The organism is Streptomyces sp. cg35 (assembly GCF_050410835.1).
Lineage (GTDB): Bacteria > Actinomycetota > Actinomycetes > Streptomycetales > Streptomycetaceae > Streptomyces.
In genome coordinates this window covers 2797126-2815097 of the sequence record NZ_CP191268.1, presented here as the reverse complement: position 1 = coordinate 2815097, position 17972 = coordinate 2797126, and the positions used below count along the sequence as shown (strand labels likewise).

Below are 17972 nucleotides of genomic sequence, written 5' to 3'. Positions count from 1 at the left end.
GAGGTCCTCCCCATCTGTCATCGGAACCTGAGAGGTTCGCCCCGACCACACGTACTGGTGGTCATGGCTTGCACCTTGGGTGGGGCCGCCGTGCTGGACGGACGGCCCGCTTTTCAGATGTGCCTCGCCCGCGCGGTACGGGGCCTGAGAGATTCAAGGGAGGAACTTGCTCCTTCGGCGTCCGGGTACCCGTATGTCTCGAGTAGGTGTCCGGAACTCTCCCGCGCGGATTCAAGCGGCCGGTATGCGGTTGTGTGCGCTTGGCGCGCACATCATTGCATGCCCGCCGAACGGGGAAACCCCTTGTAGGGCATTACCTTCTCTTTACACTTGGCGGGCAGGAGTGGCGTGACCGGAACGGGGAGGACGATCACGGTGCACAAGGCAGTCGTGGGGGCGTACGCGACGACGGCATCAGCCGTCACGGTGGTGCCGGGGGTGCGGGTGCCGCGGCAGCGTTCGGTGCGGGATCTTCGCGGGCGCGGCGGCCGTACGCCGCGCCGGATCGGGTTCGCGGCGGGCGACCTCGTCGTGCTGTCGGGGCTGCCGGGCAGCGGCAAGTCGACCCTGATGCGGCGGGCCGTCACGGTCGTGCGCATCGACTCCCAGGACACCCGGGAGCGCTGGGCCGCCCGGCTGCCGCGCGGCGTGCCGTACGCGCTCTACCGCCCGCTGGTCCGCATCGCGCACTACGTGGGCCTGCGGCGGGCGATGCACTCCGGCGCGAGCGTCGTCGTGCACGACTGCGGCACCCAGGCCTGGGTGCGCCGCTGGGTGATCCGCACGGCCCGGCGGCGCGGCGTCGCCGTCCATCTGGTGCTGCTCGACGTCCCGCCGCGGGCGGCGCTCGACGGGCAGCGGGAGCGGGGCCGCGGGGTGTCGCGGTACGCGTTCGCGCGGCACCGCCGGGCGGTGGGCGCGCTGGTGACGTCGACGGAGCGGGGCGAGCTGCCGGAGGGCATCGAGTCGGCGGTGCTGCTGGACCGGGCGGCGACCGACGCGCTCGGCGGGATCACGTTCCGGGAGTAGCCCCGCCGGGCCCGGCCGGCGACGCGTATCGTCGGCGGCTATGGAACACCCGGCACACCACGAGGGCGCCCACGCCCACCCGGCCCAGGGCTGGCCTGCGAACGAGCTGGAGGAGGTCCTCGCCGCGGCGCTCGGCGTCGACGGGGCGGGCGGCCGCATCGTCGAGGTCCTGGGCCGCAGCCCGATCTGGATCCCGCTGCCCCAGGGCGGCAGCGCCGCGAGCCGCGACCTCGATCTGCCCACGCTGGAGATCGAGGGACAGGCCTACGTCCCCGTCTTCAGCTCCGAGCAGCAGTTCATGCAGGTCACCGGCGGACGGATGGACTGCACCGTGGCCCCGGCCGCCGAGTTCGCGCGGGGACTGCCGGCCCAGGTCGGGCTCGCCCTGAACCCGGACGGCGCCGTCGGTGTCCCGCTGCCCCCGGCCGCCGTCGCCGAGCTGGCCCGCAGCGGCCGCACCCCGCTCGACGGCCCGTCCTCCGGCGGCCGCGTCGTCCTCTCCGAGCCGGACTGGCAGCACGACCCGGTGGACTTCCTGACGGCAGTGCGCGAGGAGTTCGCGGCGGCCGGCACCGTGCTGAGCGCCCGCCGCTGCCTCGCCGTCGTCGAGGACGGGGCCCCGTCCCTGTTCATCGGCGTGGAACTGACCCAGTGGGAGGGCTCCGCGCGCGACATCCCGCTGGACGCGCTGGGCCGTGCGCTGGGCCGGACGCCGGTCGGCTGGCCGGTGAACCTGGTCTTCCTCGACGTCACGCAGGACCCGGTCGCCGACTTCCTGCGCACCCGGGTACGCCCGTTCTACGTACAGGAACGGTGACCCCGTCCGTCAAGTCGGTGTCAGTAACGCCGCTTAAGCTGGTTTCATGACCTGACCGGGCGGCACTGTGCCCCCGGTCACGGCGAACACGGACGTTCACGAAGGGGCGGTTACGGGTGAGTGCGTCGGGCACGGCCGCGGCCGGACAGGTCGAGCACATGCTGCGCCAGGTGACTCCCGGGCGCTACGACGCGTACGAGGCGCTCCTCGCGGCCCTCGCCGACCCCGCGGCCGGACAGGTCTGGATGCTGCTCTGGCACGGCCAGGCCGGCTCGCCCGACGCCCAGTACGGGAACATGGACGTCGACGGATTCTCGTACGCCCCCTGCGTCACCTCCGCCCAGGAGCTGTCCGCGTCCGGCTGGTCGCGGGCCTACGAGGTGGTCGGCGGCGTCGACGCGGCCCGCACCCTCTACCCCGACCACTACGGCCTGTGGCTCAACCCGCACGCGCCCGGCGGCGGCGTCGGGGTGCCCTGGCTCGATCTGCGCCGCATCGCCGGCGGCCTCGACCGCCAGCCCGCCGGACCGCTGCGGCTGTCCGACCCGACCATCGAGATCCCGCAGTTCTACGCGGTCCTCGCGCAGAACGCGCACCGCACCACCGCGATCCGCTCGCTGCGCCGCGCCTGGGTGCAGCCCGCGCTCGGCGCCCCGTATCTCGCGATCGGCCTCGACGTCTACGACACGTCCCCGGCGTCCGTCGACTCCGTGCGGGCGATGATGCAGCAGTCCATCACGGCGGTGCCGGACGGACTGCCCGTCTCGACGGTCGCCATGTCCGACGAGTACGACCCGGTGGCGATGTGGCTGCGGGCCAATGCCCGGCCGTTCTACGACCGGGAGGCGCACGCGGCCCCCGCGGCGCCGGCCGGCGGGGGCTACGGCTACCCGCCGCCCTACGGCGCGTCCTACTGACCGGTCCCGCCCGCTGACCGGCCCGCTCGCCTCCTCCATCGGTTCCCGCCCGGTTCCCCGCTCAACTCCCCGCGTACGGCCGTGATTTCGAGTACGGGTGGGTTGGGGAGAGAAGCGCACATGTGGGCCCAATGTCCGACCTGGCGCCGCTTCCATCCCAACTGCCCACTGTCCGACCGTCGTTCACGGCCGTCCGGATAACGGAACACCCCTGACCGCATCACGTTTAGGCATCCTTTCAACGTGAGATCTGGCGGCTGATCGCACGCGCGTTGAAGACTCCCCGAATGCAGGGCCGTTCGGGCCCTTGTGCGAGTCGCCCGCGCCGGAGCCCGGTCCGCGGAGCAGCGGCATCCGCACCGCAGTCGAGTACGGGGCCGCCACAGCGGCAAGCGCGGGCCGGTCATCCCCGGCCGGGAAGGGGCAGTCACTCGTGACCGCACCGATCGAGACCACCGGAGCAGCGACCGAAGTGTCGCCGGAGGCGGTCCTTGCCGGGGCGGGGGCCGAGCGCATCGAAGGCCGGTCTCTCGGGCGGATCGCCTGGAACCGCTTCAAGAAGGACAAGATCGCTGTCGCCGGCGGCGTCATCGTCGTCCTGCTCATCCTCATCGCCGCCTTCGCGCGCCCCCTCCAGCACCTCTTCGGCCTCGACCCGAACACCTTCCACCAGGACCTCATCGACCCGACGACCTCGCTCCCCAAGGGCGGGCTCGGCGGCATGAGCGCCGACCACCCGCTGGGCGTGGAACCGAAGTTCGGGCGCGACATCCTCGCCCGCATCCTCGAGGGCTCCTGGGTCTCGCTCGTCGTCGCCTTCGGCGCCACCGTCCTGTCGAACGTCATCGGGGCGATCCTCGGCGTCGTCGCCGGGTACTACGGCGGCCGCGTCGACTCGATCATCAGCCGCATGATGGACACGTTCCTCGCGTTCCCGCTGCTGCTGTTCGCGATCTCGATCTCCGCGACGCTGCAGGGCGGCGCGTTCGGCCTGAACGGTCTGCCGCTGCACATCTGCGTCCTGATCTTCGTGATCGGCTTCTTCAACTGGCCCTATCTGGGCCGGATCGTGCGCGGCCAGACCCTGGCGCTGCGCGAGCGGGAGTTCGTGGACGCCGCGCGGGGCATGGGTGCCCGCGGCCCGTACATCCTCTTCCGCGAACTGATGCCGAACCTGGTCGGCCCGATCATCGTCTACTCGACGCTGCTGATCCCGACCAACATCATCTTCGAGGCGTCCCTCAGCTTCCTCGGCGTGGGCATCCAGCCGCCGCAGGCCTCCTGGGGCGGCATGCTCAACCAGGCCGTCGACTACTTCCAGGTCGATCCGCAGTACATGATCGTTCCGGGCCTCGCCATCTTCGTCACCGTGCTGGCGTTCAACCTGCTCGGTGACGGTCTCCGCGACGCTCTCGACCCGCGCAGCCGCTGACCCCGGCCACTTCGAGAGCTCCACAAGTTTCCGACAATGGAGGGGAATTCGACCATCATGCGAAGGTCATCAATCGCCGCGGTCGCGGCCATCGGCAGCGTCAGCCTGCTGCTCGCCGGCTGCAGCAAGGCAGACGACGGCTCGGACGACAACGCGAAGTCGGCCGGTGCGAACGCCGCCACGAAGGACGTCGTCAACGCCTCCACGAAGAAGGGCGGCACGGTCACCTACGCGATGTCGGACGTCCCCGACTCGTTCGACCCGGGCAACACGTACTACGCCTACATGTACAACTTCAGCCGGCTGTACGCCCGCCCGCTGATGACGTTCAAGCCCGACGCGGGGGAGAAGGGCAACACGCTCGTCCCCGACCTCGCCTCGGCGCCCGGCAAGTCCTCGGACGGCGGCAAGACCTGGACGTACACGATCCGCAAGGGTCTGGAGTACCAGGACGGCACGCCGATCACGTCCAAGGACGTCAAGTACGCCGTCGAGCGCTCGAACTTCGCGCGTGACGTGCTCTCGCTCGGCCCCAACTACTTCCAGCAGTTCCTCAAGGACGGCGACAAGTACAAGGGCCCCTACAAGGACAAGAGCGACGAGGGCCTGAAGTCCATCGAGACGCCGGACGACAACACGATCGTCTTCCATCTCAACCAGGCCTTCCAGGAGTTCGACTACCTGGTCGCCACCCCGCAGACCGCGCCGGTGCCGAAGGCCAAGGACGACGGCATCGACTACGTCAAGCACATCGTCTCCTCGGGCTCGTACCAGTTCCAGAGCTACCAGGAGGGCAAGCAGGCCGTCCTGGTCCGCAACAAGAACTTCGACCCGAAGACGGACCCGCTGCGCAAGCAGTACCCGGACAAGATCGTCGTCAACCTGAAGGTCAACCAGCAGACGATCGACAAGGACCTGCAGTCCGGCGACACCCTGATCGACCTGCAGGGCAAGGGCGTCGACACGCAGACCCAGGCGCAGCTGGTCAACGACAAGTCGAAGATGGCGAACACGGACAACGCCTACGGCGGCCGTCTCGTCTACGCGGCGATCAACACCAAGCTGAAGCCCTTCACGAACGTCGAGTGCCGCAAGGCCGTCGAGTACGCGATCGACAAGGTCTCGGTGCAGACCGCGCAGGGCGGCCCGATCCGCGGTGACATCGCCACCACGGTGCTGCCCCCGGACATCACGGGCTACGCCAAGGAAGACGTCTACGCCACCAGCGGCAACAAGGGTGACGTGGCCAAGGCCAAGGACGCCCTGAAGGCCTGCGGCGAGAAGAAGATCAACACCACGATCACGGCGCGCAGCGACCGTGACGAAGAGGTCTCCGGCGCCCAGGCGCTCATCGAGTCGCTGAAGAAGGTCGGCATCAACGCCAGCCTGAAGCAGTACCCGTCGGGCAAGTACTTCACCGACTACGCCGGTGTCCCGAAGTTCAACCAGAAGAACAACGTCGGCATCATCATGATGCAGTGGGGCGCCGACTGGCCGTCCGGCTACGGCTTCCTGCAGCAGATCCTGAACAGCAAGGCGGTCGGCCAGTCCGGCAACACCGCCCTGTCGGAGCTCGACGACAAGAAGGTCGACTCGATGCTCGCCGAGGCCATCGGGACGCCCGACGAGGCCAAGCGCAACGAGCTGTACGCGCAGGTCGACAAGCAGGCCATGGAGGACGCGGCGCTCGTTCCGCTGACCTACTTCAAGGTCCTGCTGTACCGCTCGCCGTACGCCACCAACCTGGTGTCCACGGCCGCCTTCAGCGGGCAGTACGACTACCTCAACGTCGGCACCACGAAGAAGTAGCAGCCCCGGAAGGCAGGTGAAGGCATTGGTGCCCGCGGGCCGCACGGTCCGCGGGCACCAGCGCCGGTCCCCGTGATCTCGTACATCATCCGCCGGTTGATCGCGGCAGTGATCCTGCTGCTGGTCGTCACCGCGGTCACCTTTGGCATCTTTTTCCTGCTGCCGAGAATTGCCGGCCAGACCGCCGACCAGCTCGCGCAGCAGTACATCGGCAAGAGTCCCTCGGCCGCGGACATCGCGGCGGTCAAGCGCAACCTCGGCCTGGACGAGCCCGTCTACACGCAGTACTGGCACTTCATCAAGGGGATCTTCGCGGGCTCCACCTACGACCTCGGCCCCACCACGGTGCACTGCAACGCGCCGTGCTTCGGCTACTCCTTCAAGAACCACGTCGCGGTGTGGCCCGAGCTGACCGACCGGCTGCCCATCACCCTGTCGCTGGCCGCCGGTGCCGCCGTCATCTGGCTGCTGTCCGGTGTCACGGTCGGTGTGATCTCGGCACTCAAGCCCGGATCGTTCTTCGACCGCGCGTTCATGGGCGTCGCCCTCGCCGGTGTCTCGCTGCCCATCTTCTTCACGGGCCAGCTGGCGCTGCTCGTCTTCACCTACCAGATTCCGATCTTCGGGCGAACGTACGTACCGTTCACGGAGAATCCGGCGCAGTGGGCCAACACCCTCTTCCCGGCCTGGTGTTCACTCGCTCTGCTGTACTCCGCCATCTACGCCCGGCTGACCCGCTCGGGGATGCTGGAGACGATGAACGAGGACTTCATCCGCACCGCGCGCGCCAAGGGCCTGCGCGAGCGCACGGTGGTGGGCCGGCACGGCCTGCGCGCCGCGCTCACCCCGATCATCACCGTCTTCGGCATGGACGTCGGTCTGCTGCTCGGCGGCGCCGTGATCACCGAGAACGTCTTCTCGCTGCACGGCATCGGTGAGTACGCGGTCCAGGGCATCACCGACAACGACCTGCCCAAGGTCCTCGGTGTGACGCTGCTCGCCGCGTTCTTCGTCGTCTTCTGCAATCTCCTGGTGGACCTGCTCTACGCCGCCGCCGACCCGCGGGTGAGGCTCTCGTGACCGAACTGTCCAAGACCGGCGCGGCAGTCGGCGAACCCGTCGCCGCCACCGAACCGCCGAGCGCGTTCCTCGAAGTGCGTGACCTCAAGGTGCACTTCCCGACCGACGACGGCCTGGTCAAGTCCGTCGACGGGCTCAGCTTCTCCCTGCAGAAGGGGGAGACGCTCTCCATCGTGGGCGAGTCCGGGTCCGGCAAGTCCGTGACGTCGCTGGCCATCATGGGCCTGCACCGGCTCGGCGCGCGCGGCAAGAACGTGCGGATGTCCGGCGAGATCTGGCTCGACGGCAAGGAACTGATCGCCGCCGCCCCCGACGAGGTCCGCCGGCTGCGCGGCCGCGACATGGCGATGATCTTCCAGGACCCGCTGTCCGCGATGCACCCGTACTACACGATCGGCAACCAGATCGTGGAGGCGTACCGCATCCACAACGACGTCAGCAAGAAGGTCGCCAAGGCGCGGGCCGTCGAACTCCTCGACCGGGTCGGTATCCCCGAGCCCGCCAAGCGCGTCGACAGCTACCCGCACGAGTTCTCCGGCGGTATGCGCCAGCGCGCGATGATCGCGATGTCGCTCGCCAACAACCCGCAGCTGCTCATCGCCGACGAGCCCACCACGGCCCTCGACGTGACGGTGCAGGCGCAGATCCTCGACCTGATCCGGGATCTGCAGAAGGAGTTCGAGTCGGCGGTCGTGCTGATCACCCACGACCTGGGTGTGGTCGCCGAGATCGCCGACCAGGTGCTCGTGATGTACGGCGGGCGGTGCGTGGAGCGCGGCCCCGTCGAGCAGGTCTTCGAGGCGCCGCAGCACCCCTACACCTGGGGCCTGCTGGGCTCGATGCCGCGCATCGACCGGGAGCAGACCGAGCGTCTGGTGCCGGTCAAGGGACAGCCGCCGAGCCTCATCAACGTGCCGTCCGGCTGCGCCTTCCACCCGCGGTGCCCGTACGCCGACGTGCCCAAGGACAACGTCACCCGTACCGTGCGCCCCGAACTGGCGCTCGCCGAGGGCGGCCACTGGTCGGCCTGCCACCTGTCGCCCGAGGACCGCACGCGGATCTGGACCGAAGAGATTGCGCCGAAGCTGTGAGTGACACCGAGTCTGTAGAGACGAAGAAGACGGCCGGCGTCCCCGCACCGGCGAAGTCCGCCGAGAACTCCGGGAACGCCGAGGTGCTGCTCGACGTCCAGGGTCTGGTCAAGCACTTCCCGATCAAGAAGGGCCTGCTGCAGCGCCAGGTGGCGGCCGTGCGTGCCGTCGACGGCATCGACTTCCAGGTGCGCAGGGGCGAGACCCTCGGCGTCGTCGGCGAGTCGGGCTGCGGCAAGTCGACCATGGGCCGCGTGATCACCCGGCTGCAGGAACCGACCGGCGGAAAGATCGAGTTCGAGGGCACGGACATCACCCACCTGAAGACCGGTGGGATGCGGCCGATGCGCCGGGACATCCAGATGATCTTCCAGGACCCGTACGGCTCCCTGAACCCGCGGCACACCATCGGGTCGATCGTCTCCGCGCCGTTCCGGCTGCAGAACGAGACGCCCGAGGGCGGGGTGAAGAAGGAGGTCCAGCGCCTCCTGGAGCTGGTCGGCCTCAACCCCGAGCACTTCAACCGCTACCCGCACGAGTTCTCCGGCGGGCAGCGCCAGCGCATCGGCATCGCCCGCGCGCTGGCCCTGAAGCCCAAGCTCGTGGTGGCCGACGAGCCGGTCTCGGCCCTCGACGTGTCGATCCAGGCCCAGGTCGTGAACCTGCTCGACGACCTCCAGGACGAGCTCGGCCTGACGTACGTGATCATCGCCCACGACCTCTCGGTCATCCGGCACGTCTCGGACCGGATCGCGGTGATGTACCTCGGCAAGATCGTGGAACTCGCCGACCGCGACGACCTGTACGCGGCGCCGATGCACCCGTACACCAAGGCGCTGATGTCCGCGGTCCCCGTCCCGGACCCCAAGCGGCGCGGCACCAAGAGCGAGCGCATCCTGCTGCGCGGCGACGTCCCCTCGCCGATCAACCCGCCCGCCGGCTGCCGTTTCCACACGCGCTGCTGGAAGGCGACGGAGCTCTGCGCGACGAAGGAGCCCCCGCTCCTGCAGATCGGAACCCACCAGGTCGCCTGCCACCACCCGGAGAACGCCCCCGACCAGGCCCCCGAGGACACCAAGCTGCTCTCGGCGGCCAAGGAGGCGATCGAGATGGTGTCGGTCCAGGCCCCGCCAGACGCGGCGGACGCGGCGGACACGCCTGACACCTCTGAGACCTCTGGCACCTCCGACACGTCCGGCACGGCGGACGCGGTGAAGGACCAGCCGGAGTCCCCCGAGGAGAAGTAGCGCGGCGGCGCGGGGCCCCGGCCCCGCGCCGTACCGGGCGGCGCGACACGGTCCGGGAAGTCCGCGCTGCAACAATCATCGGGTGCTCCAGGATCTGTTCACCCCCTCTGTCCAGCATTGGCTCGACCTCATCGGCATCTTCGTCTTCGCGATCTCCGGTGCGCTGATGGCCGTACGCAAGAACTGGGACGTCTTCGGCATCGCCGCCCTCGCCGAGGTCACCGCGCTGGGCGGAGGGCTGTTCCGCGATCTGGTCATCGGGGCGGTGCCCCCGGCCGCCTTCACCGATCTCGGCTACTTCCTGACCCCGCTGATCGCCGCGGCCCTGGTCTTCTTCCTGCACCCCGAGGTCGAGCGGACCCAGACCGCGGTGAACGTCTTCGACGCGGCCGGCCTCGGCCTGTTCTGCGTCACCGGCACGACCAAGGCCTACGACTACGGGCTCGGCCTCACCGCGTCCGCCGCGCTGGGCCTCGCCACCGCGGTCGGCGGCGGCGTGACCCGCGACATCATCGCCAACGAGGTGCCGTCCCTGGTCCGCTGGGACCGTGACCTCTACGCGGTCCCGGCCATGGTGGGCGCCGCGATCGTCGTCCTGTGCATCCGCTTCGACAGCCTGAACGGCATCACCAGCGGCATCGCGGTCCTCACCGCGTTCGTCCTGCGGCTGCTCGCGATGCGCTACCACTGGCGCGCCCCGCGCGCGTGGAACCGCCGGTCGGCCGCGGTGGAGGTCACGGAGGAGACCCCGTAGCCCCGGCGTACCCGTAACAAGGGCTTCACAGTCGAAAGCTACCGCTTAGTAATTTCTTGTTGTACGTTGCCGGTATGGCAGAAGCAGCATCTGTGCAGGCCCGAATCGGCGACAGCGAGTTCGACCGCGACACGACCGTCACCCGGCGGGAGCCCGGTGTCTACGACATCGACCTCTCCGCCGGGTGGACGATCATCAACGCGGTCAACGGCGGCTACCTCCTCGCCGTCCTCGGCCGCGCCCTCGCGGACGCCCTGCCGCACAGCGACCCGTTCACGATCTCGGCGCACTACCTGACGGCCTCCGCCCCGGGCCCCGCCGTGATCCGCACGGACGTGGTCCGCACCGGCCGCACCGTCTCCACCGGCCAGGCCTCCCTGTTCCAGTACGCCGAGGACGGCACCGAGGTCGAACGCATCCGGGTCCTCGCCTCGTACGGCGACCTGGACGCGCTCCCCGACGACGTCCGCACCAGCGCGCAGCTGCCGCCCATCCCGCCCATCGAGCAGTGCTTCGGCGCGGGCGACGCCCCCGAGGGCGCACCCCCGGTGCCCGGCAGCTCCGCGATCACCGAGCGCCTCGATCTCAAGCTCGACCCGGCCACCCTGGGCTGGGCGATCGGCGCCCCGTCCGGCAAGGGCGAGATGCGCGCCTGGTTCGCCCTGGCCGACGGCCGTGACGCCGATCCGCTCTCGCTGCTGCTCGCGGTCGACGCGCTGCCGCCGACGGCCTTCGAGATGGGCCTCAAGGGATGGGTGCCGACGGTCGAGCTGACCGTGCACGTGCGGTGCCGGCCCGCGCCGGGACCGCTGCGGGTCTCCATCACGACGCGGAATCTGGCCGGGGGTTTCCTGGAGGAGGACGCGGAGGTCTGGGACTCGGCGGACCGTCTCGTGGCCCAGTCGCGACAGCTGGCCAGGGTGCGGCTGGGCTGACGTGCCCGGTCGGGTGCGGGTGATGTGCGGCCGGGTGCGGAGCCTCGACCGGCGCGCGGCCGGGGCGGACGGCGGGGCGCCCTGGGCCAGACTGGCCCGGTGAAGTCCGACCGCCTGCTCTCCGTCCTCCTGCTCCTGCAGACCCGCGGCCGCGTCCCCGCCCACGAACTCGCGGACCGCCTGGAGGTCTCGGTCCGCACGATCTACCGGGACATCGAGGCGCTGAGCGGCGCCGGCGTACCCGTCTACGCCGAGCGCGGACGCCACGGCGGCATCACCCTCCTGCCCGGATACCGCACCGACGTCACCGGACTGACCGCCGACGAGTCCCGCGCCCTGTTCATCCTCGCCGCGCAGGGCGCCCACGCCGCCCTCGGGCTCGACTCGGCGATCGGCTCGGCCCTGCGCAAGGTCATGGCCGCCCTGCCCGAACCGCACCGCCCCGCGGCCGAGTTGACCAGCCGGCGCATCCTGGTCGAGCCCTCGCGCTGGATGGGCCCGCCCCCGGCCGAGGTCGACGTCAGCGACCTGCGGGACGCGGTCTTCGCCGACCGGCGGCTGCGCATCCGCTACCGGCACAGCGGCACCGACGCGCCCCGCACGTACACCGTCGACCCGTACGGACTCGTCTCCAAGGCGGGCGTCTGGTACCTGATCGCCGACCGCCGATCCGTGCCGCGCCTGTTCCGCGCCGACCGGATGCACTCGGCGACGCTCACCGACGCCCCGGTCCGGCGCCGCGCGGGCGTCGAACTCGCCGACGTATGGGCCGTGTTGAAGCGCCAGGTCGAGGTGCGGCCGGGCGGCATCGACGTCACCGCCCGGGTCCGGCGCAGCCGCTTCGACCTGTTCCTGCGGATGTGCGGGAACTCCCTGACCGAGCAGCCCGAGGACGACGGCGTCAGCGAGTGGATCACGGTCCGCCTCGGCTACGGGGTCGTGGGGGCGGCCCGTACCCTGGCGCCCTTCGCCGACAACCTGGAGGTCATCGAACCGCCCGAGGTGCGCGCGGAGCTGGCGCGCTGCGCCGCCGCGATCACCGCCCTGTACGCAGGAACCGACCCAGCGCGGCCGTGAGTTCGGCCGGCGCGTCCTCCTGGACCAGATGCCCGGCGCCCTCGATGACGCGCAGCTCCGCGCCGGGGATCAGCTTCGCCAGCTCCTGCCCGCGCGCGAGCGGGATCCAGGTGTCCTCGGCGCCCCAGCAGACCAGTACCGGCAGGTCCAGCTCCCCGTAACGGCCCTGGATGTCGTCGGTGCCGTCCTGAGGGATGTTCTGCTCGATCTGCCGGTAGAACGCGTCCTTGCCGGCCCCGGTCAGCCAGGGGGCGACGAGCCGTGCGTGCGTGTCCGGGTGCAGCCCGGGGTGACTCGCCGAGCTGACGTAGCGGTGCACCAGCGCCTCGTGCAGATCGTCCGGCAACTGCCGGAAGACATCGGCTTGTTCGGCGATCAGGCGGTACGTGGCGGAGCCCCACGGCGCGATCGCCACCGGGTCGACCAGGGCGAGCCGGGAGTAGGCGGCACCGTGCAGCAGACGCGCGCGCAGCGCGACGCAGCCGCCGAAGTCGTGCGCCACGACGGCGGGTTCGGCCAGGCCCCAGTGGTCGAGCAGACCGGTCAGGGCGCGGGCCTGCGCGTCCAGGGTGACGTCCTGGCCCGGGCGCATCTCGGAGGCGCCGTAGCCCGGCAGGTCCCAGACGTACACGCGGTGCTCGGCGGCCAGTGCCCGCGCCGGTCCCCGCCACACGTACGACGAGAACGGCGTGCCGTGGACGAGCACGACGGGCGGGGCGTCCGCGGGGCCGAGCGCGGTCCAGCGGATCTCGCCGGACGGGCCGTGATGGCCGCGGTCGAGATTCCAGTCGTTCCGATCGGCTGCTGTCATGACCGTAAGGCTAGTCACTCCTTACGTGAGGGGGAAGGGGCGCTCCGTGCGAACGGGGCGGCCGGGTCAGTCCAGCCAGTGTCTGCGGCCCAGGCTCACCAGCCGCAACTGCCGTTCCGCCAGGCCCGCCACGCGTGCGAAGTCCTCGGGCGGCGCGGTGAGGAACATCGACGCCGTCATCACCATGTGGTCGACGTACAGGCCCGCGAGCATCAGCAGGTCCTCCTCGGTCCAGCCCGCCGACTCCGGGTCGTGACGCAAAGCCTCGCGCACCTCCTCGGCGAACTGCCCGAGCTGCGCCCCGATCGCCTCGCTGACCCGCAGCACCCCGCCGTGCCGCTCACGCGCGATGAAACGCACATGGGCGGGGTGGGCGCGCACGTGCGCGGCGATCAACTCCACGGTGCGCGCGATGCGTTCGTCGCTGTCCCAGGTCGCCGTGAGCAACTCGGAGACGACCGCGTGCAGACGGCCGAGCGCCTCGTCGACCAGCGCGACGCCCAGGTCGGCCGTGCTCTCGAAGTGCCGGTAGAACGCGGTCGGTGCCACCCCTACGGCGCGCGTGACCTCCCGCAGGCCCAGGCTGCTCAGGCTCTGCTCCTCCAGCAGCTCCAACGCCGCGTCCAGGAGGGCCTGCCGGGTCTTCTGCTTCTGCGCCTGCCGGATGCCGAGTGTGTGACTCATGTCATCCAGTTAACAACTGTTCTCTGTGATGGGGAAGCCGCGTGCGGCGCTAGACTCATCAGTCAGTGAACAGTTGTAACCCAACTCTGCATCCGACTCCGAGAGGTCTCCCATGCTGTTCCTCGTAGCGGCCCTCCTGCTCCTGGGCTTCGCGCTCGGCACCGTGGCCCACGCCCCGCTGTCCTTCACTCTCGTCGCCGCCGCCGTCATCGGCGTCTGGCTGACCGTCTTCGCGGTCCGCGAGCGGCACGGCCGCCGCCACCAGAACTGACGACTCCGACCGTCGGCACGTCTCGCCGGCACCTCTTGTCAGTGGTGCGCGGCAGCAGTTCACGTCAGCAGTTCACGTCATCGGTGCACGTCATCGGTTCACGTCATCAGGGGGTACCACCATGCAACTCACCACCGAGCCCGTCACCCGGCCCCGGCCCGACGGCGAGCGTCCCGCCGAGCGCCCCACCGGCCGCCGGGACACCGACGGCATGGCCGTCGCCTCGTTCGTGCTGGGCCTGGTCGGCCTGCTCGTCCTGAACGTCTTCCTCGGCCCGATCGCCATCGTCCTCGCGGGCATCTCCCTGTGGCGCGGCACCGCACGCCGCGGCCGCGCCCTGCTCGGCCTCGGACTCGGCGTCGCCGACCTCGTCGTGCTCGGCGCGCTCGTCGCCGCCGACGGCACACTGTCCTGGAGCATCGCCGGCTGACACCCGGTGCGGCCCACCGTGTGGGAACGGGACCCCACGCGGCGGCCGAGGACCATCCGCGGGCTCGTAGAATCGTGCCCACCATGGCCTACCTCGACCACGCCGCGACCACTCCGATGCTTCCGGAGGCGGTCGAGGTGATGACCGCCCAGCTCGGCGTCACCGGCAACGCCTCGTCCCTGCACGCCGCGGGCCGCCGCGCCCGGCGCACCGTCGAGGAGTCCCGCGAGACCCTCGCCGCGTCCCTCGGCGCCCGCCCCAGCGAGGTCGTCCTGACCTCGGGCGGCACCGAAGCCGACAACCTCGCCGTCAAGGGCCTGTACTGGGCCCGCCGCGCCGCCGACCCGGCCCGCATCCGCGTCCTGGCCAGCCCCGTCGAGCACCACGCCGTCCTCGACGCCGTGCACTGGCTCGCCGAGCACGAGGGCGCCACCGTGGAGTACCTGCCGGTCGACCCGCACGGGCGCGTGCACGCCGACGCCCTGCGCGAAGCGATCGAGCGCAACCCGGACGACGTGGCCCTGGCCACCGTCATGTGGGCCAACAACGAGATCGGCACGATCCAGCCCGTCCGTGAACTCGCCGACGTGGCGAGCGAGTTCGACATCCCGCTGCACGCCGACGCGGTCCAGGCCTACGGGCAGCTCCCGGTCGACTTCGCCGCCTCGGGCCTCGCCGCCATGACCGTCTCCGGACACAAGGTCGGCGGCCCCTACGGCATCGGCGCGCTCCTCCTCGGCCGCGCCTACACCCCCGTCCCCGTCCTGCACGGCGGCGGCCAGGAGCGCCACGTCCGCTCCGGCACCCTCGACGTCCCGGCCGTCGCCGCCTTCGCCACCGCGGGCCGGATCGCGGCCGAACAGCGCGACTGGTTCACCCGCGAGATCGGCGCCCTGCGCGACGAACTGGTCGCAGGGGTCCGCGCGGCCGTCCCCGAGGCGATCCTCGGCGGTGATCCGACCCCCGGCGGCCGGCTCCCCGCCAACGCCCACTTCACCTTCCCCGGCTGCGAAGGCGACTCCCTCCTGCTGCTCCTGGACGCCCAGGGCATCGAATGCTCGACGGGCTCGGCCTGCACCGCGGGCATCGCCCAGCCCAGCCACGTCCTGCTCGCCACCGGCACCGCCCCGGACCTGGCCCGCGGCACACTCCGCTTCTCCCTCGGCCACACGTCGACGAGGGCGGACGTGGAAGCGGTGGCGAAGGCGATCGGCCCGGCGGTGGAGCGGGCGCGGTCGGCGGGGCTGACGTAGCGCGGCTGACGTGGCGGGGGCCGACGCAGCCGGGCTGCCGTGGCTGGGGCTGAAGTGGCGGGGGCTGACGTGGCGGGGCGGGGCTCAGGCCGTGGCCTTGCCGGCCCGCTCGTACGCCGCCCGCACCAGTCGCATGTACCGGTCCCAGTCCCAGTGCGGCCCGGGATCGGTGTGGTCGGTGCCCGGCACCTCCACATGCCCGATGATGTGCTTCCGGTCCGCCGGGAACCCGTAGCGTCTGCATATCGCCGCGGTCAGCCGGGCCGAGGACGCGTACATGGCCTGAGTGAAATCCGCCGGACGGTCGACGAACCCCTCGTGCTCGATGCCGACACTGCGCTGGTTGTAGTCCCGGTTCCCCGCGTGGAACGCGACGTCCAGCTCCCGGATCATCTGCGCTATGTGTCCGTCCTTGCGCACCACATAGTGCGCGGCCGCGCCGTGCCACGGGTCCTTGAAGACCTTCAGCGTCCCCTGATAGCTGCCCTGCGTGACATGGATGACGACCCGGTCGACGGGGTAGTCGGCGGGCCGGTCCGCCCGCCGCCAGTTCGCCGCGGCCGCCGCCACCCACTCCGCGCCGCCGAAGTCCACCGCGCCGGCCTTGCGGGGCTTGTCGACCCCCGGCACCTGCCACCACATGTGCGCGAGATCGCTGCGCGCGAGCAGGCCCACGCCCACGGCCGACGCCGCACCGGCGATGATCAGGCTCCGCCGGCTGACCACTCGGTCCCGGTCCCGGCCGCCCGCCGTGGCTCCCTGCTTCCCCATACGACACCCCCCGTCGTCCCCGTACGAGATCCACAACGGATATCCGACGGATTCGGTTCCCGCGGCCCCGTACCCTGTTAGGGCTATGACTTCGCAGACCTCGATGCTCCCCGCCGACCGCCCCCTCCGCGTGCTCGCCGCCATGTCGGGCGGCGTCGACTCCGCCGTCGCGGCGGCCCGCGCCGCCGAAGCGGGCCACGACGTGACGGGCGTACACCTCGCCCTCTCGGCGAACCCGCAGTCCTTCCGCACCGGGGCCCGCGGCTGTTGCACCATCGAGGACTCCCGCGACGCGCGCCGCGCGGCCGACGTCATCGGCATCCCGTTCTACGTCTGGGACCTCGCCGACCGCTTCCGCGAGGACGTGGTCGAGGACTTCATCGCCGAGTACGAGGCCGGGCGCACCCCGAACCCGTGCCTGCGCTGCAACGAGAAGATCAAGTTCGCCGCGCTCCTCGACAAGGCGCTGGCCCTCGGCTTCGACGCGGTCTGCACGGGCCACTACGCCCAGGTCGTGGTGAACGAGGACGGCGACCGCGAACTCCACCGCGCCTCCGACATGGCCAAGGACCAGTCCTACGTCCTCGGCGTCCTGGACGACCGCCAGCTCGCCCATGCGATGTTCCCGCTGGGCGACACGGTCACGACCAAGGAGGAGATCCGGGCGGAGGCGGAGCGCCGCGGACTGGCCGTCGCCAAGAAGCCCGACTCCCACGACATCTGCTTCATCGCCGACGGCGACACCCAGGGCTTCCTGGCCTCCCGGCTCGGCAAGGCGGAGGGCGACATCGTCGACGAGTCCGGCACCAAGCTGGGCACGCACGAAGGTGCCTTCGGCTACACCATCGGCCAGCGCAAGGGCCTGCGCATCGGCACCCCGGCGCCCGACGGCAAGCCCCGCTACGTCCTGGACATCTCCCCGGTGGACAACACGGTGACGGTCGGCCCCGCGGCCGCCCTCGACGTCACCGCCCTCACCGCGATCAAGCCCCGCTGGTGCGGCGCGGCGCCCTCCGGCCCCGGCACGTACACGGCGCAGCTGCGCGCGCACGGCGGGGAGACCCAGGTATCGGCAGAACTGATCGACGACACCCTGCAGGTGTCCTTCAGCGAGCCAGCCCGGGGGGTGGCCCCGGGCCAGGCGATCGTTCTTTATGACGGGACGCGGGTTGTGGGGTCGGCGACCATTGCGACGACCACTCGGGCTGCGGCGGTGGCGTAGGTCCGGCAGGGCGGCTGTTCCGTCGATGACGGCCCGGATCCGGATCCGACGCCTACCTCATGAGGTGAGCGGCGAACAACATTCCGGGCAGCACCAGCATGGCGGCGCAGGAGAGCCGTGTTTCTTTTTGTCGCCATCCCTGAAACGCCAGATACACGCCGTAGAGCAGCACCGAGTTCACGCCGATCATCGGCAGTGCGAGCGTGCCGTCCAGTGCGTTCGTCACGGTTCCAAATGTCGTCAGCGCGGCGAATAAAAGCACGCTGACGGCGGTGAACCGCCGGTCACGGTTTTCTCGCGTCTCGTCGGCCAGTTTCTTTTCGAGGTTCATGCGATCTTCCT

At 70.6% G+C, this 17972-nt stretch carries 19 protein-coding genes and 2 riboswitches; of the genes, 15 read left to right on the top strand and 4 right to left on the bottom strand.

Annotation, left to right across the window (positions count from 1 at the left end):
* Nucleotides 1-4: 4 nt before the first annotated feature.
* A riboswitch (glycine riboswitch) is annotated at nucleotides 5-123 on the bottom strand.
* Nucleotides 124-234: riboswitch (glycine riboswitch) on the bottom strand.
* A 114-nt stretch (nucleotides 235-348) separates the two neighbouring features.
* From ACQUQD_RS12860 to ACQUQD_RS12810, 11 genes are all read left to right on the top strand, one after another.
* On the top strand, nucleotides 349-1029 hold the full coding sequence (locus ACQUQD_RS12860; RefSeq protein WP_428952188.1) for an AAA family ATPase: 681 nt from the start codon (nucleotides 349-351) through the stop codon (nucleotides 1027-1029).
* Nucleotides 1030-1069: 40 nt separating this feature from the next.
* Nucleotides 1070-1846, top strand: a complete 777-nt coding sequence (locus ACQUQD_RS12855) for an enhanced serine sensitivity protein SseB (protein WP_428952187.1) — start codon at nucleotides 1070-1072, stop codon at nucleotides 1844-1846.
* A 116-nt stretch (nucleotides 1847-1962) separates the two neighbouring features.
* Complete coding sequence (locus ACQUQD_RS12850; protein ID WP_428952186.1) at nucleotides 1963-2763, top strand: enhanced serine sensitivity protein SseB C-terminal domain-containing protein; 801 nt, start codon at nucleotides 1963-1965, stop codon at nucleotides 2761-2763.
* Between the two features lie 433 nt (nucleotides 2764-3196).
* A complete protein-coding gene (locus tag ACQUQD_RS12845) occupies nucleotides 3197-4195 on the top strand; it encodes an ABC transporter permease (protein ID WP_428952185.1) in 999 nt (332 codons plus the stop codon).
* A 36-nt stretch (nucleotides 4196-4231) separates the two neighbouring features.
* Nucleotides 4232-6004 carry an ABC transporter substrate-binding protein gene (locus ACQUQD_RS12840; RefSeq protein ID WP_428952184.1) on the top strand — a complete coding sequence of 591 codons (1773 nt, stop codon included), beginning with the start codon at nucleotides 4232-4234 and terminating at the stop codon, nucleotides 6002-6004.
* Nucleotides 6005-6076: 72 nt separating this feature from the next.
* Complete coding sequence (locus tag ACQUQD_RS12835) at nucleotides 6077-7084, top strand: ABC transporter permease (protein WP_428952183.1); 1008 nt, start codon at nucleotides 6077-6079, stop codon at nucleotides 7082-7084.
* Nucleotides 7081-8175 carry an ABC transporter ATP-binding protein gene (locus ACQUQD_RS12830; RefSeq protein ID WP_428952182.1) on the top strand — a complete coding sequence of 365 codons (1095 nt, stop codon included), beginning with the start codon at nucleotides 7081-7083 and terminating at the stop codon, nucleotides 8173-8175. Before ACQUQD_RS12835 ends, ACQUQD_RS12830 begins: the two co-directional genes overlap by 4 nt.
* Nucleotides 8172-9422 (top strand): ABC transporter ATP-binding protein, encoded by a 1251-nt coding sequence (locus ACQUQD_RS12825; protein ID WP_428952181.1) that lies wholly within the window; start codon nucleotides 8172-8174, stop codon nucleotides 9420-9422. Before ACQUQD_RS12830 ends, ACQUQD_RS12825 begins: the two co-directional genes overlap by 4 nt.
* A gap of 82 nt (nucleotides 9423-9504) precedes the next feature.
* Nucleotides 9505-10176 carry a trimeric intracellular cation channel family protein gene (locus tag ACQUQD_RS12820; protein WP_428952180.1) on the top strand — a complete coding sequence of 224 codons (672 nt, stop codon included), beginning with the start codon at nucleotides 9505-9507 and terminating at the stop codon, nucleotides 10174-10176.
* Nucleotides 10177-10250: 74 nt separating this feature from the next.
* Nucleotides 10251-11111: a thioesterase family protein gene (locus ACQUQD_RS12815; protein WP_428952179.1), complete on the top strand. Its 861-nt coding sequence runs from the start codon at nucleotides 10251-10253 to the stop codon at nucleotides 11109-11111.
* Nucleotides 11112-11210: 99 nt separating this feature from the next.
* Nucleotides 11211-12188: a helix-turn-helix transcriptional regulator gene (locus ACQUQD_RS12810; RefSeq protein ID WP_428952178.1), complete on the top strand. Its 978-nt coding sequence runs from the start codon at nucleotides 11211-11213 to the stop codon at nucleotides 12186-12188.
* Here the strand turns inward: ACQUQD_RS12810 and ACQUQD_RS12805 are convergent.
* Entirely contained in the window at nucleotides 12148-12999 is an 852-nt protein-coding gene (locus ACQUQD_RS12805; protein ID WP_428952177.1) for an alpha/beta fold hydrolase, read from the bottom strand. The genes ACQUQD_RS12810 and ACQUQD_RS12805 overlap by 41 nt on opposite strands.
* A gap of 66 nt (nucleotides 13000-13065) precedes the next feature.
* Nucleotides 13066-13683, bottom strand: coding sequence for a TetR family transcriptional regulator (locus tag ACQUQD_RS12800; RefSeq protein ID WP_428952176.1), 618 nt, complete (start codon nucleotides 13681-13683; stop codon nucleotides 13066-13068).
* Between the two features lie 112 nt (nucleotides 13684-13795).
* Between ACQUQD_RS12800 and ACQUQD_RS12795 the strand changes: the two genes are divergently transcribed.
* The 3 genes from ACQUQD_RS12795 to ACQUQD_RS12785 all read left to right on the top strand — a co-directional run bounded on the left by ACQUQD_RS12795 (nucleotide 13796) and on the right by ACQUQD_RS12785 (nucleotide 15637).
* Nucleotides 13796-13954, top strand: coding sequence for a hypothetical protein (locus ACQUQD_RS12795; protein WP_428952175.1), 159 nt, complete (start codon nucleotides 13796-13798; stop codon nucleotides 13952-13954).
* Between the two features lie 121 nt (nucleotides 13955-14075).
* Entirely contained in the window at nucleotides 14076-14384 is a 309-nt protein-coding gene (locus tag ACQUQD_RS12790) for a hypothetical protein (RefSeq protein WP_428952174.1), read from the top strand.
* A gap of 83 nt (nucleotides 14385-14467) precedes the next feature.
* Complete coding sequence (locus ACQUQD_RS12785; protein WP_428952173.1) at nucleotides 14468-15637, top strand: cysteine desulfurase family protein; 1170 nt, start codon at nucleotides 14468-14470, stop codon at nucleotides 15635-15637.
* A gap of 84 nt (nucleotides 15638-15721) precedes the next feature.
* On the opposite strand, the gene ACQUQD_RS12780 is transcribed toward ACQUQD_RS12785, so the two are convergent.
* Nucleotides 15722-16408, bottom strand: a complete 687-nt coding sequence (locus ACQUQD_RS12780) for an N-acetylmuramoyl-L-alanine amidase (RefSeq protein WP_428952172.1) — start codon at nucleotides 16406-16408, stop codon at nucleotides 15722-15724.
* Nucleotides 16409-16493: 85 nt separating this feature from the next.
* On the opposite strand from ACQUQD_RS12780, the gene mnmA reads away from it, so the two are divergent.
* Nucleotides 16494-17630 (top strand): tRNA 2-thiouridine(34) synthase MnmA, encoded by a 1137-nt coding sequence (mnmA, locus tag ACQUQD_RS12775; RefSeq protein WP_428952171.1) that lies wholly within the window; start codon nucleotides 16494-16496, stop codon nucleotides 17628-17630.
* Between the two features lie 52 nt (nucleotides 17631-17682).
* On the opposite strand, the gene ACQUQD_RS12770 is transcribed toward mnmA, so the two are convergent.
* Complete coding sequence (locus ACQUQD_RS12770; RefSeq protein WP_428952170.1) at nucleotides 17683-17961, bottom strand: hypothetical protein; 279 nt, start codon at nucleotides 17959-17961, stop codon at nucleotides 17683-17685.
* Nucleotides 17962-17972 lie beyond the last annotated feature (11 nt).

Coding starts and splice junctions, on each gene's coding strand:
- ACQUQD_RS12855 (WP_428952187.1), top strand. CDS start 1,070: ATGGAACACCCGGCACACCACGAGGGCGCCCACGCCCACCCGGCCCAG.
- ACQUQD_RS12840 (WP_428952184.1), top strand. CDS start 4,232: ATGGAGGGGAATTCGACCATCATGCGAAGGTCATCAATCGCCGCGGTC.
- ACQUQD_RS12815 (WP_428952179.1), top strand. CDS start 10,251: ATGGCAGAAGCAGCATCTGTGCAGGCCCGAATCGGCGACAGCGAGTTC.
- ACQUQD_RS12805 (WP_428952177.1), bottom strand. CDS start 12,999: ATGACAGCAGCCGATCGGAACGACTGGAATCTCGACCGCGGCCATCAC.
- ACQUQD_RS12800 (WP_428952176.1), bottom strand. CDS start 13,683: ATGAGTCACACACTCGGCATCCGGCAGGCGCAGAAGCAGAAGACCCGG.
- ACQUQD_RS12795 (WP_428952175.1), top strand. CDS start 13,796: ATGCTGTTCCTCGTAGCGGCCCTCCTGCTCCTGGGCTTCGCGCTCGGC.
- ACQUQD_RS12790 (WP_428952174.1), top strand. CDS start 14,076: ATGCAACTCACCACCGAGCCCGTCACCCGGCCCCGGCCCGACGGCGAG.
- ACQUQD_RS12785 (WP_428952173.1), top strand. CDS start 14,468: ATGGCCTACCTCGACCACGCCGCGACCACTCCGATGCTTCCGGAGGCG.
- ACQUQD_RS12780 (WP_428952172.1), bottom strand. CDS start 16,408: ATGGGGAAGCAGGGAGCCACGGCGGGCGGCCGGGACCGGGACCGAGTG.
- mnmA (WP_428952171.1), top strand. CDS start 16,494: ATGACTTCGCAGACCTCGATGCTCCCCGCCGACCGCCCCCTCCGCGTG.
- ACQUQD_RS12770 (WP_428952170.1), bottom strand. CDS start 17,961: ATGAACCTCGAAAAGAAACTGGCCGACGAGACGCGAGAAAACCGTGAC.